This window comes from Pseudomonas sp. ChxA (assembly GCF_030263855.1).
GTDB classification, from domain to species: Bacteria; Pseudomonadota; Gammaproteobacteria; order Pseudomonadales; family Pseudomonadaceae; genus Aquipseudomonas; species Aquipseudomonas fluorescens_CB.
In genome coordinates, this window is record NZ_JARPMK010000001.1 from 4796216 (window position 1) to 4809061 (window position 12846).

Consider the following 12846-nt stretch of genomic DNA (forward strand, 5'->3'; position numbering starts at 1 on the left):
TGGGCCTCAGAATGTGAATGTGACGGGGATGTGGGTCATCGGCTTGATGATCGGGTAGTCGTGGTGGATGAAATAGCCACCGGCGTCGTTCGCGTGGTCTACCCCTGACTTCTTGTCTGGCTCGCCATTGGGCGCCCACACCTGCTGCTCAAGGCCGTCCGCGTATGTCGGGCAACGCAGGGGGTTGATCAGATATCGGCGCTCGCCAAGTGCGTTGCAGAACATCGCGTTCATGGCGTTGATGCGGTCTTTCACTGGCGGGTTCGCATCCGGCGCGATGACACTGAACCCGGCCTGTCGAAGGATGGCGATATCCGTCTCGCTGGCATTCACCGACTTGCGAGATCCCCCCGAGGCGTCCGGATAAATACGGATCTCGCAGGTTTTCTCGTAGTCCTTGCCGTTGTAGCGCCAGTAGCGCTCCTTGATACGCCGGATCATGTCGGGGGTGTCGAAGCCATCGATAAGTTCGTCGACCGCCCGAGGCTTGTCATCGGCGCGCTTGACGTGCGTGATAGCCGCCATCTTGCCGACGTTGAAGTCCATGCCGATGAAGAGCGGTTCGCCTGGCTCAACCGCGTCGAAGCAGCCATTCAGCTTTCGGTCATACGCGTGGTAGATCGAACCGGCATTCAGGTTTACGAACTGCCCATTGAGGTAGGCAAGGATCAACTGAGGCGGGTAGGACTCCATCAGCGACGGAATGTAGTCTGGCGGAAGGTTAAGCTCGTTATCGAACGTGCTGGCCTGCACCAAGCCGTACATACCTTGCATGCCGGGCTTTTCGCGCAATTGCTTCACGAACTGCTGGTAGACGAACTTGAAGCCCTCAGGTGTCGTGGTCACGTCCACGCCGTTCTTCAGCCCGGGCGCGTTGTAACGCATCCGCGCGATGATCTTGCGCCAAGCGTGCTCAGCCTTGAGCGCGGGCAACACATCCAGCTCATCCACCAGCGCGTGACCGATCTTGAAGCCGACGATGGTCTGGGGCTTCTCCATCGATCGGCAGATGGTGGTGCTGCGGTACTGCCCGCCGCTGTAGAACTCGACCTCCTTGTCGCTTTCCTTGGTCTTGACCTTCAGCCCCCAATCAAAGGCCACCTCTTCAATCGTCGGGAAGAAGATGTCGCGGATCTGCGGATAAGTCGGGGCGAAGTATCCAGAGTTGATTCGAGGCCATTCCCACACATGCTTGCAGATGCCAGCACAGCCCACCCAAGTCTTGCCAGAGCCAAACCCAGCCACAAAGCCGCGGAACTTGTTATCCATTTGGAGGAACTTGGCCTGGGGGACGTTAAGCGTCGGCATCAGGCTTCCTCGCGTCCACCACGTCTACCTGCACCCGAGTAGGCGCAAGATTGTCGTGTGGGTTTTCATTCTTGGTCTGTCGGTTGACGTAAACGTCGCCAACCTCTTTGGCCGCCTGCTCCAGCAACTGAGCAGTAAGGGCCATGTTCTTTGAGTTCTCGGCCTTTACAGCCATGCGTCCAAGCGCGCGCAAGCGATAGGCGCGGTTGGCGATTGGTATCTCAGCAGTATCTTCGCGGAACCGCTTGCGGGTGTCATGGAACAGCGTCACCCACTTGACCGCCAAGTTCACCCCGGCGCGCTTGGTGGGATCGTGCGACTCACACAGTTGGCGAGATATCTCAACGCCGAATTCCTGTTTGACCTGCTCCACCACCTGGGAGGGAGTGTCAAAACACGCCAACGCCTGAACGATGAAGCCTTTCACCTCATTTTTCAGGGCTGCCATAGGTTGAATTCCGTCTAATGCCTGTCAAAAATCAGGCCGACTTGAGCAGACAGGTTCCGCAGGCCCTCGATATGTTCAATTTCCCCACCTCAGCAGGACTGTTTGCAGCATCCACCAACGCTTGAACGTCAGGGCTTGCACCGTAGCGGCGGACCACACCGACGAACTCCTCGACGTCGTGGCCGCGCATCTCAAGCTTTGGTGCGCCGTCCTTAGTGAAGGCTGGCTGGCCGTACTTATCAGTGGCGTGGGCGATGTGGTACAGCTCGTGCTCTACCAGGGCGCAGAAGTCGGTGTCACTGCACTCGGCGCAGTAGTCGGCAGCCAACGTGATGATGAAGGCCGGCACATCGCCGAACCAATCCAGCATCTGTTGCTCCATCCGGGCCTTCTGCCAACCACCGGCGCGGAACGCTACCTGTTCGGCCTGGCCCAGGACTGTCCTGCCCTGCTTCTCGAAGCTCGACGACGCCCACATGATCCGGATGTCTGCATCCAGCAGGTGAGCATGGTCTTCGTTGTGAATGGTTCCGGTGTCGGCGAGGATCTCGGCCTGAAGCCACTCCCACACCTCTGGCGCTGGAGTCAGGCGCATACCGAAGTCGGAAAGCTCAGACAGCTCAAGCAGTGATGCCGGCGGCACTGGTCTGTTCACAGGCCCTCCTTGGAAATTCTCAAAACGAGCACGCCGGGCTATTGAGGCACGCTCTAGCGTCGGGCACACTTACGTGGACTCATCGCCAAAAAAAGGAATTTACGATGCCGTTTTCATCAGATGAAAGAACCGCTTTGCTCGCGCTCAAAGGTGTAGGGCCAACCGTCATTACTCGGCTTGAGCAAATGGGCATCGAATCGCTCGTAGAACTCCGAAAATCAGATGTTGGCGACATCCTGACTCAAGCATCCGCGGCGTTAGGCTCGACTTGCTGGAAGAACAGCCCTCAGGCCAGAGCGGCCATCACCGCTGCAGTGGAGCTTGCGAAGAGCTCTGCAGAGCAAACCCCGGCCCGGTAGGCACGTTCGATCGCCTCCAAGTCGGGTTGCTTGGTCGTCATAGGGAATCCTTAGTCTTGGCTGTCCAGCAGCACATCAATCAGCTTCTGCTCGCCCAGGCGCATGGCACCGAGGCATTGCAGGTCGTCGCACTTGGGCCCGAGACCGAACACGGTCACCTCTCCCTTCGCGCCGATCAGGGTCAAGGCGCCTACAGTGCACTCGGGGTGCTCGCCCGCGTCGAGGTCATCGGCGATCTTGCGCAGGGTCTTGGCGGCATCGCGCCAGTCTTCCCGCTTGAACTCCAGAACCTTGACGGTCATTCGGTCACCATTTGGTGCGTCTGTGCATGGGCGTGGCCGTGGAGCAGTCCAACGATCAGGCCCTGAGGCAGCCCGGCAGCCTTGGCGGCGTCCACGGCATCGGCAATGGCCTTGTCGAGAGCGCTTACCGCGGCGTTGATATCCTGACTCAATGGAAGCGCATGGCGCAGTCGGGTGACGTTGCTCATGCGTTCCTCAAAGAGCGATGCGCTCGGCCAGAATTTCGGATAGCTCACCCATCGCACCGGCTTGAGTCGTCAGCAACTCTTGCGACTTGGAACTCAGCTCGCGGAAGCCTGGGGTTTTGATGAAGGCGGTCAGCTTGGCCAGGCGATCATCGTTCTGCGCCTTCTCGCCGATCATCCGCTGGACGTGCGGCGGAAGCTGCTTAACTTGGCCGATCCCGATGTAGGCCTTCTCGAAGACATCCTTCGGGCTCCAACTGGTGTAGCCGTCTTCATACTGAACCTTGTAGCCTTCCTCCCCGTCTTTCGGGAATGGCCAGCCAGTGATCTGCTTGGTGCCAATGTATTCTTGGGACATGCCGATTCCTCATGATTGCGCGCCACGATTTGGCGCATTCGAAAACGTGGCGCGGTTACTGCTTGCCTTGGTCGATTCCTTCAGGCGCCTTCGGGCAACCCATGCAGTGCTCGCAGTTCAAGGCACGGCACAGCCAAGCCTTAACCCGCTGCCAGTACGTGACCATGAAGATGTGGCGGGCACCAGCCAGGGCCAGGGACACATGCAGCGTCAGCCCGGCACTGCTCGGGCCGAAGAAGATGTTCTGGCTGCGCGCCATAACGACAAAACCGCTGATGGCGATGGCCGAGTAGATCAGCTTCCCGAGGATGCCGTCCCTCACCTTCCCGCTCAGTACACACCAGGCAGCCCACAGCGCGATAAGGCCGCAGGCGATGGAGTTGATCAGTTCAAGATTCATGGTGGATTGCCTCCCCCGAACCGCTGGCGAATGAGCGCCCAGAGGTCAGCGGCTTTGATGGCTCGGTTGATTGCTGCCAGGAGCGAGCCGCCGAAGGTACCCAGGAGGAAACCAATCCCGGCGACGATCTTTGGCTCAGTGACATTCAGGTAGGCGCTCACCATGCTCGTCAGGTACAGCGAGCAGGCAACGCCGGTAACCAAAAACACCATCCAGGCGCGCCAGTCGGACAAGTCATCCTTGTGCCACCAGCTCGCAACAACGGCCCCAATGAGGCCCGCAATCAATAATTCGAACCTGTCGATCTTGTCGAGCAGGCGCTGTAGATACTCCATGCGCTCGACTCCGTGGGGCATGTTTTGAATAGGTTGGCTCCAACAGCACTCCCAGCCATAGCGATGGGTGTGGTGGAGCCGGAAATAGGTGCTTTTCAGGGCCAAAATGAATTTATATAAACATATGTGTTTACATGAAACACATATGTTTATATAATAACCCCATCAACACACACAGGAGGGCTGATGAAGTACAGCGAGTTCAGGAGGTGGTTAGAGGCCCAAGGGGTCGAGTTTTCGAAGTCAGCAAATGGAAGCCACTTCAAGATTCGCTACAAGGGCCGCCAAACGATCTTCCCAAGCCACGGATCAAAAGAGATAGGTGAAGGGCTTAGGAAGGACATAATCAAACAACTGGGCCTCAAGTGAGGCCCCAACCACCTGAACGAGCGACAAGTCAGCCCCAAGAGAGGAATCATGTTCGACTACAAAATCGTGGCTCACGAGGAAAACGGCCATTACTGGTCATCCTGCCCTGACATCCCAGAAGCTCACAGCGTCGGGGACACCCTGGAAGAGCTGGTCGCAAACGCTGAAGAAGGCATAGCTCTGGCTATGTCGATTTACGTGGAGCGCCGAAAGCCGATACCGGAGTCATCTGACCGAGGCGACCTACACGTTCGGCTACCTGGCGTGATAGTCGCCAAGGCCCTGTTGTGGAATCTGCTTGTGCGCGACGGAAAGACCCGTGGGGATCTGGCGGAAATGCTCAAGATCTCTCCAACTGCCGCGGGGCGCTTGATTGACTTTGAGCATGCGTCGAAGCTGGAAAGCATCGAAAACGCGCTGGCCCTATTCGGGTTGCGCCTGCATATCACCAGCGTGGATGCTTATGCAGTCGGTACTGTTGCCCGCCCACGGATGGGCGTGGAGGTATAACGAAAAAGCCCGGCGCAATGGCCGGGCTTTATTGGATCAGCGAGTAAGTTGCCGAAGGCAAAACTCTAACAGTGGCGAAATCATGCCATGAGCCGCACGGGAACGCAATAGGCCCTCATGCGGCCTCGCGCATTTCATAAATTACCGCTGCAACGGGGCTCAGCGCGCGCCGATCCAGATCCTCGCAGCATTCGAAGATCAGCTGCAGCACACCACCCCAATCCCGCTCCCAGTTGCACGACTCCAGGCGAACGCCGTAGAACTGCCACATCCACGCCCGGAACTTCTCTGCGTTGGCGAACGGGTCTTCGTTGGCCGACTGGCCGCCTTGGTGCATGTGCCGGTACCGGCGCATCACGCCCTTCACCACAAACTCCAGCTTCTCCCGCTTGGCTGCCGTCATGCGTGGCGATTTGCCGACCACCATCAGGAATACGACCTCTTCCGCCGCCTCGCGGATATCGTCGCTCTGCTCAGCGGCGTACATGAAGTCACCAAATACACGGATCTGCGGGTGTAGCCGGGCGATTGCCGACTGGATATGCCCAGCCAGGGCGCCGTGCACCGCGTAATTTGCGGTTGGCCCGCGCTCGGTGGTCTGCACCACCACGCCCAGCTGCACCACATCAGAGGTCTGGCCGGGGGCCGGGTTGTACTTGCAGTCATGCCACGCTTGACGTGCTGAGTTGATTTTCATGCTGCCTGCCCCTTCTTCAGTTCTCTGGTCTTTTCCCGGTAGTCGGCGGTCATCGCCTTCAGCTCACCCACGGTGTACTTCTTGGGCTCATGAGGGCCTTCGAGCCACTCGACAGCCTCGGCACCGATACGCTTCACCAGCTCAATGCGATAATTCACGATGTTCCCGGAAAGCCGGGTGTTGCACGGTGAACACTGGCGGTGGCAGTTCATTGGCTCGAAGCGCAATGCAGGATTGCTCCCCACTGTCCGGTAATGGCCAGCGTCATACTTGCCCTGGTGGTGCCGACCACAGCTGACGCATGGCAGGTCCGCATCACGGGCGCGCACCCAGGCATTGAATGCCTGCTGCGTGTCCTTGAGGTGATCCGCCCGGGTCTTCAGCTTCTCCTTGCGGACCTTGATGTCCTTGCGTTCGATATCGGCCAGGGCCTTGCGCGCCTTCGGCTCATGCCTTGGCGCGTCGATCATTGCGCACGCCGGACTGCAAACCGCCTGACCCATCCGCGAAGGGACGAATGAGGCCCTGCACGTAGCAACGCGGCATTTCTTCGGCTTGGCCGGCTTCCGTTCGATGGTCATAGGATCTTCCTTGCGGAGCGATCTATTTCGGCCTTTCGTTCTCGGCGCTTTCGCTCGAAGTCCTCAATTGACCGTTGGCGACGCTTGTCGATGAAGCGCCCAGCAATCACGCCAATGACGACGGCGAAGAAAATCACAATCCAGAATTGTTCTGTCGCGCTCATCAGTAGCGCCCTCCCCAATTGTCCTTTTGAGTCCAGCGCACCTGGTGCTCGGCGCCGAAGGCATGCACCCACTCGATCAACTCACCGCACTGCCTCACGGTGAGCTTGCTGGTGCGCTCGTAGATGACGTCGAAGCCGTTGCCGTCTACCGCCGGGATCATCTGCGGCTGGTCGCCGGACTCACGCAGCCAGGCGGCGGTCAACAGGCGTTTCCAGATCAGGACATCCCACTTCTTCCCGGCGTGCTCGACCTGGGCGGCGATATCGGACAGGGCCGCGTGCAGGGCCTTGTTCTGCTCCCCGCTGCGGTCCACTTCGGTGATGGCAAGCTTCTTGGGCTTGCTCAGGTCCAGGCTGGCGATATGACCCATGGCCCTGTTGCGGTCTGATTCGTTGCGGATCTGGAGGTTTGTCATGACTGCTCTCCATTGGCCATGGCGGCGTCGATTGCTTCGTCCGCGAATTTCCCAAGGAAAAGGTTTGTGCGCTCACTCCATACGGCGAAAGGAGAGCCGGTGGCCGTAGGGTTGCGAACGAACCTCCAGCGCTCTGCATCCTTGCGCATCGATTCTTGGCTATGGATGGTGTTTATCAGCCCTTCGATCCGCTCGTTTAACTGGCTATTGGCTTCCTCGTAGGCATCGTTTTCCTTGCTCCGGACTTCCACGCCGAGCATCGAGCCAAGCAAGTCAGCCATTTCCGGAACATCGGCGAGCACGTAATGGTCATCTGACTCGCGGACATACTCGAAACCGCGCTTGAGACATTCGGCCTGCCAGTCAGTCTGATCCTTGCGCAGCGCCTCGTTCTCGGCCTTGAGCTGGTCGAGCTCGCTGGCAGCGTTAATCAACTTGGCTGCATTGCAGTCGCATTGGCCACGCCATTCGCCGACGATGTCATGCACGTCACCGGTATCGCCGCAACTCCAGCAGGACGGGCCGTTCCGCCAAACTTCGAGCTCTTGCGCGAGATCACGCTCGGTTGTGCTACGCAACGTCTTCAGCCGCTCGTTCTCGGCGATCAGGGCGGAGATAGTTTCAACCGTGCACACGTCGAACAGTGCTTCGACGGCCTTGCGGAACTCACGTGGACCATCGCAATTTTCTGCGCGGCAGGCCTCGAGCAATGGTTTCAGTTCGGTGTATTCGGTCATAGCGCGTCCCCCGGGCTTTCAAGCAACGCAAGGTTGTCCGCTTTCAGCTGGGCGCACTCTTTGCGTAGGAGCTCGTTTTCGGACAGCAGCTCCAGCGCCACCTCCCCCACGGTCTTCTCACCAAGGAACTCATCCAGCGCCTCGGTGTTGCGTTTCCAGTCAGCACAGCCGGCCCGGTATGACGCGGCTTCGGCCCAGAGCAGTTTCTGGAGTTGTTGCTTGTCGATGGTCATGCTCGTGACTCCAATTCCTGTGCCTGCTTGATCAGCAACGCCCGGCGATCCGCCAACTCGTTGGCCGCTTCAATGCGCATTTCAAGCTTTCGTTCTTCGCTGGCCCGACGCATTTCCATCATTGAGTTCTTCACCAGCTCCAGCTTCTTGCGCAGCACCGGCGCAGGCTGAGTCACAGCACCAGTGAGCAGGCCGGCAATGGCGCGTCCATCCTCAGTGATCGGAACAACGCTCAAGTCAGCCAGATACTTCTGGCCGTGTTCTCGGGGAATGCGCTTCAGCTCCACCGCCTTGGTGACGGCCTGGATGCGGCGGCTTGCGTCGAAACCCACAGACACGTGCCAGTTAACCGGCTTGGCGTCATCACGGGATTGGGCGACAAACCGCTCGTACGCGCTGATGAAGGCCATCCGTGCGCCGATCTTGTCGCCAGCGTCGAGGACGGGCTTTGCAGCGGCCAAGGCCAGCTGGATTTCGTCAGTCAGCACCACGGTTTCAAATTCGTCGTTCGTGGTCATGGCGATTGCCCACGCTTCATCCTTGCCTGGGCGCCCGTCAGCGGCCTGGACGCGCTGAAGGATCGAGGCCAGCGTCAGCTTGCCCGTCAGCTCCCGCCGGCAGGACCAGAGCGCGTTGGCGATAACGTCCATTGGATGTTCTGCAAGATCCTCGGCCATCAGCTTGGCAGCCGGAGCGCTCAGCACTTGCCCAAGGGTTTCAGCGGTGGCGCAGATGGCCATGCTCAGTTCAGCGGTTTCGGCGTAGGAAAGCATTGCTGTTCCCTCCTTCCAAAATGCTGCGGCTGGCTTCCTGGGCAGCGCTGACGTTCGCCTGCGTGTTCTCCATCTGGCGGGCGGTCACGGCATTCACTTGGCGCCCTGTGAGCCACTGCGTGCGTATGCCCTCGGCGCGCGCCACCAGCAATCCGAACTCGTGAGAGGCGCGGATGAAGAACGAATCGTTGATGGAAACGTAGAACGCGGCGACACCCGGGGCCTCATCAGCCCCCAGCCGTTGAACAAGCTGGGCAACTTGGCCATTGACCTTCGCGTTACGCACAGGCTCTACGCCATACCGCTCAAGGTAGGCGATGGTGTAAGAGTCCCAGGTATTGGTATTGGCGATCTGCGCTTCGGTCTTTTGCTTCGGCTTGGGATTCAGCACCTTGACGTTCGACGGCGCCGGAGCCTCGGCGACTGGCAAGGGTTTTGAATCCGGGTTCAGGACATCAGGAATCAGTGAATCAGGAATCAGAAGATCAGAATCAGAAGAGAGGGAATCAGCCCGAGTCGTACCGATAATTTCGGAACGAGTACCGAGAAAATCGGAAGTGACACAACCCTCTGAAATTGAAGGGATTTCTGATTCCTTCTCGTTCTTGTGAGGGTTCTGGTGCTTGGTGAAGTTGCACACCTCGATGAACGCCTTGCCGGAAGCGCTGTAGCGGACGATGAAGCCTTTGTGGGCCAACCAGTGCAGCATCGCGTCAACGTCAGCTTCACGATAGGGGAAGATTTCTGCCTTGATACGCAGCGGACGGTCCTCAAGGCGCCCCTCCCTGTCTGCGAGCAACCACAAGCCCTGGAACAGCAGCGTGCACAGTGGATGGCCTACCCCGAGGATCTCATTGGTAAACAGCGCGGGTTTTATATTGCGAGCACGGGCCATTACACAGCCTCCTGTGTATTTGCACAAGAACTGATGAGGCCGTCTACATCCTCAAACCATTCACCATGACGACGAAGCGCGGCAAAGCGCTTGTGAAGCTCTTGCTCAATATCTGCCGGGATTATTGCCAGGGTGGCGAGAATGGCTCCGGCCCCAGTTTGCAAAGACTTGATTCGTCCTTGAACGTCGCTAGTGCGCCCGATCTTGATCATTCCCGTGATTGGATGGCGAACGATATAGGTCTTGGTAGAAGAGACTTTTTGGTCGAGGAAAGACTTGTTGCACTGGATGTAGAACGGTATGAGGGTCGCCTCAGCGTAAAACAGCGCGCTGCAATGAAACCGCATGGTCTCCACAATGTATGGGTACTTTTCAAAGAGCGGAGCTATGCCTCTCAAGTGATCTCGGCCAGTTTCTATTTCGTCGAGCGCAGCCCTGGCCTGCTCTCTATCCATATGATCCAAGTCGCCCAGATTAATTGATCCGACCTTCTGGCTCGCGAGGGACATGAACTTAAACGCCCACTCGTATGCAACAGCCAAGGTGGCTGTGCCGGCTTGAATCGCGAGAATGTCTTCCGAGATGGTTTCTTTACGCGCCACGTTTTCAGTAATCGAAAAACGTGGCGCGGAATTGATTGGGGTATTGATCGTTTCTGTTGGATGGTGCATGATTTGCTCCACAACGCGTTGAAGAGAGCCGGGTCACTACCCCGGCTTTTTTTTGCCTTGAATTTGGCAGAGGCCCTCTGGATTACCCTGAAGAGTCCCTGCCAGAGGCCCTCATTGGGGTAACCAACTGAAGGACCTTTGCCTTCTTCCTGCCGACCTCTGAAAGCGCCCCGCTTGCGATTGATGTTTCCATCATTGCGTTGATGGCCTGGGCAAAACTCCACCCGTTCTGGCGCATCAACCCCTCCACTGCTTGCCGCGTTTTAGGCGGCAACTTTTCAAGCTCAATGCTCATTCGGGCCTCCAAAAGGCCTCTAGCCCGCGATATCTTCTTGTTTGTCCTGCATGAGCTCTTCGATGACACCGTTGGAAACTGCCCACTCGATGATTTCGTAGAGATACGTGGCGTGCTGCATACGGGTTTTGCTTGCGGCTTTACGCAGAATCCGATCAAGCACTGGTTCGAAACGAACCTTCACCGGGATGGCGCGCTTTTGATTGGGGTCCATGTACATACTTCGATGCTCCTGGCTGATGAATTGGGTTTAAGCGGCTTGAATCTGGTTGTTCTTGGCGGTCTCTTCGCGCTCAGCAAGCAACAGCTCAATGGCTTTGCCGGTGCTGTAGCCGACCATCGTCCCGCTGGTTGCGCGGGAGATCGTGGCCTGCGTGGTGCCGCAGTGTTCCGCTACTTCTGTCTGCGACAGCCCGAGCTGGAAAAGGCGATTCAACATCTCTTGAACTGTCATGACTGGAATCCTATGAGGTTTTGCATGAAGAATCATACGAATATGCATTGCCCCATGCAATAGAATTCTCATAATCCGCATTCGTATATTTGGTGAGTAATGGATATCGCTGGGCGCATACGCGCAAAAATGGCTGACGCCGGGCTTAACGAAACACAGCTCGGGAAGCGCTCTGGAGTGCCTCAGCCAACCATCAACCGGATTTTGTCTGGTGAGAGTGCGAGCCCGCGCATGCCGACAATTGCCAAGCTGGCAAGAGCCCTAAGGGTTTCTCCTGAGTGGCTGATGTACGGCACCGGTGATGAGGCTTTCGATTCAAACGTTGAGGCGGCTCCTGGGCCGAACCGATATTACGAATACCCGGAAATAAGCTGGGTGCAGGCTGGAGTGGCAGCTGAAGCAATGGATTTGTTCAATGTGGGTGACTTCGAGGCAATGCATCCGTCTGATGCCTGGGCCGGGCCGAATGGCTTCTGGCTGAAGGTCCGCGGACCATCAATGACCTCGTCGAACGGAATGAGTTTTAGCGAGGGAATGCTGATCCTGGTGGCGCCAGGTGGCGATGTGGAGAATGGTCAGTATGTTGTGGCCAAGCTGATCGACACCAACGAAGCCACGTTCAAGCAATTCATATGGGATTCAGGCAGGGCTTACCTAAAGCCCCTGAACCCGGCCTTCCCCACTGTAGAGGTAGACGATACCTGGTCCGTTGTGGGCAGAGTGGTTGATGCGAAGTGGCCTAGATCCGTCCTATAGCTGAGCGTTAGAGGCAAAAACCGGCCCGACCCTGTTCGGGCTTTTTTGCGCCCATGAAAAATATTATGCAAAAACGTATTGACCGATATTATGAGGATTCGTATAGTCACTCCATCGCAGCGACTCAAGAGGGGCTGCGAAGGGCCTCACAGCCCGCCGCTCTTTAAAAACCTGAAGACGTAGACCCAGGCGCCGAGTGAATCCGGCCATTGAGTTCTGGGAACAGTACGCATCACGGCTTGCTTCCGTGTCCGGTAATTCGGCGCGCAAGGTTTGCTGAGCAGTACCGAATTCAACTGCTGCGCCCGGCATGCCGTCGCAGCGGTCAACACGACATAGCAACTGCCGAGGAATTCTCGGTGGTTGGATTTAAACCCAGGCCGTCGCCAGTAGCGGGCTCGGGCACCACAGATTTACTGATGCCGCTTCTATGAGGCGGCATTGGAAATCAACGGAGGCAAGACGATGCGTTCCAGACAGTACTACCTCACCCATGACTGCCCGCACTGCGGTGCCAAGGATGCCCAAGACGAATGGGGCGGCGCGCGCATGAGCAGTTCGGCATGGGGACACAGCTTCAGTTGCTGTAGTGACGAATGCGGATTCGCCTTGGCGAAAACGGTAATTCCCGACCAAGAAACCAAGGCCGGGCGCAAGCGCCTCAAAGCGCTTTGGGAGAAGTTGGCCGGACAAGCCCAGCACGGGCTTTCGGGCGAGCCGTACCCTGGATATCCATGGCGATGACTATCTGAACAACCAGCGCCACGACAGCCTGTCGTTAACTGCCCGATCCTCTCTATGAGAGCGCATCGGAGGTGATCTTCAGTCCCGAAAGGGTCTAAGGGCGTCGAGCTGAAAGGTAATGCCACGCGGTCCTACGGGGCGACACATGCGGCGTGGTTCCTGATCGGGCGGTATGAACCCTGCGCGACGGAAAGGCGGACC

The 12846-nt window shown here is 57.7% G+C and carries 25 protein-coding genes; 5 read left to right on the plus strand and 20 right to left on the minus strand.

All coding sequences use genetic code 11. The features are described 5' to 3' along the window. Positions 1-6: 6 nt before the first annotated feature. Genes P5706_RS21260 through P5706_RS21270 form a run of 3 tightly spaced genes read right to left on the minus strand, consistent with a single transcriptional unit; the run spans position 7 to position 2411 of the window. A complete protein-coding gene (locus tag P5706_RS21260) occupies positions 7-1308 on the minus strand; it encodes a terminase large subunit domain-containing protein (protein WP_064453172.1) in 1302 nt (433 codons plus the stop codon). Next, positions 1295-1756, minus strand: coding sequence for a DUF2280 domain-containing protein (locus P5706_RS21265; RefSeq protein ID WP_285681576.1), 462 nt, complete (start codon positions 1754-1756; stop codon positions 1295-1297). Before P5706_RS21265 ends, P5706_RS21260 begins: the two co-directional genes overlap by 14 nt. Before the next feature lie 31 nt (positions 1757-1787). Next, positions 1788-2411 carry a putative metallopeptidase gene (locus P5706_RS21270; protein ID WP_285681578.1) on the minus strand — a complete coding sequence of 208 codons (624 nt, stop codon included), beginning with the start codon at positions 2409-2411 and terminating at the stop codon, positions 1788-1790. 104 nt (positions 2412-2515) lie between these two features. Here P5706_RS21270 and P5706_RS21275 point away from each other — a divergent pair, with 104 nt between their 5' ends. Then, complete coding sequence (locus P5706_RS21275) at positions 2516-2770, plus strand: helix-hairpin-helix domain-containing protein (protein ID WP_169901785.1); 255 nt, start codon at positions 2516-2518, stop codon at positions 2768-2770. A gap of 50 nt (positions 2771-2820) precedes the next feature. Here the strand turns inward: P5706_RS21275 and P5706_RS21280 are convergent, their stop codons facing one another. The 5 genes from P5706_RS21280 to P5706_RS21300 are packed head-to-tail and all read right to left on the minus strand — an operon-like array spanning position 2821 to position 4350. Then, complete coding sequence (locus P5706_RS21280; protein WP_008431846.1) at positions 2821-3072, minus strand: hypothetical protein; 252 nt, start codon at positions 3070-3072, stop codon at positions 2821-2823. After that, on the minus strand, positions 3069-3260 hold the full coding sequence (locus tag P5706_RS21285) for a hypothetical protein (protein ID WP_285681581.1): 192 nt from the start codon (positions 3258-3260) through the stop codon (positions 3069-3071). Before P5706_RS21285 ends, P5706_RS21280 begins: the two co-directional genes overlap by 4 nt. A 7-nt stretch (positions 3261-3267) precedes the next feature. After that, a complete protein-coding gene (locus tag P5706_RS21290) occupies positions 3268-3615 on the minus strand; it encodes a crAss001_48 related protein (RefSeq protein ID WP_285681583.1) in 348 nt (115 codons plus the stop codon). A gap of 55 nt (positions 3616-3670) precedes the next feature. Then, a complete protein-coding gene (locus P5706_RS21295; RefSeq protein ID WP_285681585.1) occupies positions 3671-4015 on the minus strand; it encodes a hypothetical protein in 345 nt (114 codons plus the stop codon). Next, on the minus strand, positions 4012-4350 hold the full coding sequence (locus tag P5706_RS21300) for a hypothetical protein (protein ID WP_003175039.1): 339 nt from the start codon (positions 4348-4350) through the stop codon (positions 4012-4014). The genes P5706_RS21295 and P5706_RS21300 overlap by 4 nt, the downstream gene beginning before the upstream one ends. A 186-nt stretch (positions 4351-4536) precedes the next feature. Between P5706_RS21300 and P5706_RS21305 the strand changes: the two genes are divergently transcribed. Further along, positions 4537-4719, plus strand: coding sequence for a type II toxin-antitoxin system HicA family toxin (locus P5706_RS21305; RefSeq protein WP_177026686.1), 183 nt, complete (start codon positions 4537-4539; stop codon positions 4717-4719). Between the two features lie 48 nt (positions 4720-4767). After that, entirely contained in the window at positions 4768-5229 is a 462-nt protein-coding gene (locus P5706_RS21310; protein WP_177026687.1) for a type II toxin-antitoxin system HicB family antitoxin, read from the plus strand. Between the two features lie 115 nt (positions 5230-5344). On the opposite strand, the gene P5706_RS21315 is transcribed toward P5706_RS21310, so the two are convergent. From P5706_RS21315 to P5706_RS21370, 12 genes are all read right to left on the minus strand, one after another. After that, positions 5345-5926, minus strand: a complete 582-nt coding sequence (locus tag P5706_RS21315; RefSeq protein WP_285681590.1) for a hypothetical protein — start codon at positions 5924-5926, stop codon at positions 5345-5347. Beyond that, complete coding sequence (locus tag P5706_RS21320; protein WP_285681592.1) at positions 5923-6507, minus strand: recombination protein NinG; 585 nt, start codon at positions 6505-6507, stop codon at positions 5923-5925. The genes P5706_RS21315 and P5706_RS21320 overlap by 4 nt, the downstream gene beginning before the upstream one ends. After that, on the minus strand, positions 6504-6671 hold the full coding sequence (locus tag P5706_RS21325; protein ID WP_285681594.1) for a Z-ring associated ZapG family protein: 168 nt from the start codon (positions 6669-6671) through the stop codon (positions 6504-6506). Before P5706_RS21325 ends, P5706_RS21320 begins: the two co-directional genes overlap by 4 nt. Then, positions 6671-7087 (minus strand): recombination protein NinB, encoded by a 417-nt coding sequence (locus P5706_RS21330; protein WP_285681596.1) that lies wholly within the window; start codon positions 7085-7087, stop codon positions 6671-6673. The genes P5706_RS21325 and P5706_RS21330 overlap by 1 nt, the downstream gene beginning before the upstream one ends. Next, positions 7084-7824, minus strand: a complete 741-nt coding sequence (locus tag P5706_RS21335) for a hypothetical protein (RefSeq protein WP_285681598.1) — start codon at positions 7822-7824, stop codon at positions 7084-7086. Before P5706_RS21335 ends, P5706_RS21330 begins: the two co-directional genes overlap by 4 nt. Beyond that, positions 7821-8057, minus strand: coding sequence for a hypothetical protein (locus tag P5706_RS21340; protein WP_285681600.1), 237 nt, complete (start codon positions 8055-8057; stop codon positions 7821-7823). The genes P5706_RS21335 and P5706_RS21340 overlap by 4 nt, the downstream gene beginning before the upstream one ends. Then, a complete protein-coding gene (locus P5706_RS21345) occupies positions 8054-8830 on the minus strand; it encodes a hypothetical protein (protein ID WP_285681602.1) in 777 nt (258 codons plus the stop codon). The genes P5706_RS21340 and P5706_RS21345 overlap by 4 nt, the downstream gene beginning before the upstream one ends. Then, a complete protein-coding gene (locus P5706_RS21350) occupies positions 8805-9725 on the minus strand; it encodes a hypothetical protein (protein WP_285681604.1) in 921 nt (306 codons plus the stop codon). Before P5706_RS21350 ends, P5706_RS21345 begins: the two co-directional genes overlap by 26 nt. After that, a complete protein-coding gene (locus P5706_RS21355) occupies positions 9725-10396 on the minus strand; it encodes a GIY-YIG nuclease family protein (RefSeq protein WP_285681606.1) in 672 nt (223 codons plus the stop codon). The genes P5706_RS21350 and P5706_RS21355 overlap by 1 nt, the downstream gene beginning before the upstream one ends. 82 nt (positions 10397-10478) lie before the next feature. Then, complete coding sequence (locus tag P5706_RS21360) at positions 10479-10691, minus strand: hypothetical protein (protein ID WP_047711330.1); 213 nt, start codon at positions 10689-10691, stop codon at positions 10479-10481. A 19-nt stretch (positions 10692-10710) separates the two neighbouring features. After that, on the minus strand, positions 10711-10911 hold the full coding sequence (locus tag P5706_RS21365) for a hypothetical protein (RefSeq protein ID WP_034120602.1): 201 nt from the start codon (positions 10909-10911) through the stop codon (positions 10711-10713). A 30-nt stretch (positions 10912-10941) separates the two neighbouring features. Continuing rightward, positions 10942-11145 (minus strand): helix-turn-helix domain-containing protein, encoded by a 204-nt coding sequence (locus P5706_RS21370; RefSeq protein WP_285681609.1) that lies wholly within the window; start codon positions 11143-11145, stop codon positions 10942-10944. 99 nt (positions 11146-11244) lie between these two features. Here P5706_RS21370 and P5706_RS21375 point away from each other — a divergent pair, with 99 nt between their 5' ends. Both P5706_RS21375 and P5706_RS21380 read left to right on the plus strand, forming a co-directional pair. Then, positions 11245-11901 carry a LexA family protein gene (locus P5706_RS21375; protein WP_285681611.1) on the plus strand — a complete coding sequence of 219 codons (657 nt, stop codon included), beginning with the start codon at positions 11245-11247 and terminating at the stop codon, positions 11899-11901. A gap of 465 nt (positions 11902-12366) precedes the next feature. Further along, positions 12367-12645 carry a hypothetical protein gene (locus P5706_RS21380; protein WP_285681613.1) on the plus strand — a complete coding sequence of 93 codons (279 nt, stop codon included), beginning with the start codon at positions 12367-12369 and terminating at the stop codon, positions 12643-12645. Positions 12646-12846 lie beyond the last annotated feature (201 nt).

Coding starts and splice junctions, on each gene's coding strand:
- P5706_RS21290 (WP_285681583.1), bottom strand. CDS start 3,615: ATGTCCCAAGAATACATTGGCACCAAGCAGATCACTGGCTGGCCATTC.
- P5706_RS21320 (WP_285681592.1), bottom strand. CDS start 6,507: ATGACCATCGAACGGAAGCCGGCCAAGCCGAAGAAATGCCGCGTTGCT.
- P5706_RS21370 (WP_285681609.1), bottom strand. CDS start 11,145: ATGACAGTTCAAGAGATGTTGAATCGCCTTTTCCAGCTCGGGCTGTCG.
- P5706_RS21280 (WP_008431846.1), bottom strand. CDS start 3,072: ATGACCGTCAAGGTTCTGGAGTTCAAGCGGGAAGACTGGCGCGATGCC.
- P5706_RS21380 (WP_285681613.1), top strand. CDS start 12,367: ATGCGTTCCAGACAGTACTACCTCACCCATGACTGCCCGCACTGCGGT.
- P5706_RS21355 (WP_285681606.1), bottom strand. CDS start 10,396: ATGCACCATCCAACAGAAACGATCAATACCCCAATCAATTCCGCGCCA.
- P5706_RS21375 (WP_285681611.1), top strand. CDS start 11,245: ATGGATATCGCTGGGCGCATACGCGCAAAAATGGCTGACGCCGGGCTT.
- P5706_RS21305 (WP_177026686.1), top strand. CDS start 4,537: ATGAAGTACAGCGAGTTCAGGAGGTGGTTAGAGGCCCAAGGGGTCGAG.
- P5706_RS21285 (WP_285681581.1), bottom strand. CDS start 3,260: ATGAGCAACGTCACCCGACTGCGCCATGCGCTTCCATTGAGTCAGGAT.
- P5706_RS21340 (WP_285681600.1), bottom strand. CDS start 8,057: ATGACCATCGACAAGCAACAACTCCAGAAACTGCTCTGGGCCGAAGCC.
- P5706_RS21295 (WP_285681585.1), bottom strand. CDS start 4,015: ATGAATCTTGAACTGATCAACTCCATCGCCTGCGGCCTTATCGCGCTG.
- P5706_RS21360 (WP_047711330.1), bottom strand. CDS start 10,691: ATGAGCATTGAGCTTGAAAAGTTGCCGCCTAAAACGCGGCAAGCAGTG.
- P5706_RS21275 (WP_169901785.1), top strand. CDS start 2,516: ATGCCGTTTTCATCAGATGAAAGAACCGCTTTGCTCGCGCTCAAAGGT.
- P5706_RS21310 (WP_177026687.1), top strand. CDS start 4,768: ATGTTCGACTACAAAATCGTGGCTCACGAGGAAAACGGCCATTACTGG.
- P5706_RS21315 (WP_285681590.1), bottom strand. CDS start 5,926: ATGAAAATCAACTCAGCACGTCAAGCGTGGCATGACTGCAAGTACAAC.
- P5706_RS21325 (WP_285681594.1), bottom strand. CDS start 6,671: ATGAGCGCGACAGAACAATTCTGGATTGTGATTTTCTTCGCCGTCGTC.
- P5706_RS21260 (WP_064453172.1), bottom strand. CDS start 1,308: ATGCCGACGCTTAACGTCCCCCAGGCCAAGTTCCTCCAAATGGATAAC.
- P5706_RS21335 (WP_285681598.1), bottom strand. CDS start 7,824: ATGACCGAATACACCGAACTGAAACCATTGCTCGAGGCCTGCCGCGCA.
- P5706_RS21365 (WP_034120602.1), bottom strand. CDS start 10,911: ATGTACATGGACCCCAATCAAAAGCGCGCCATCCCGGTGAAGGTTCGT.
- P5706_RS21300 (WP_003175039.1), bottom strand. CDS start 4,350: ATGGAGTATCTACAGCGCCTGCTCGACAAGATCGACAGGTTCGAATTA.
- P5706_RS21265 (WP_285681576.1), bottom strand. CDS start 1,756: ATGGCAGCCCTGAAAAATGAGGTGAAAGGCTTCATCGTTCAGGCGTTG.
- P5706_RS21330 (WP_285681596.1), bottom strand. CDS start 7,087: ATGACAAACCTCCAGATCCGCAACGAATCAGACCGCAACAGGGCCATG.
- P5706_RS21345 (WP_285681602.1), bottom strand. CDS start 8,830: ATGCTTTCCTACGCCGAAACCGCTGAACTGAGCATGGCCATCTGCGCC.
- P5706_RS21350 (WP_285681604.1), bottom strand. CDS start 9,725: ATGGCCCGTGCTCGCAATATAAAACCCGCGCTGTTTACCAATGAGATC.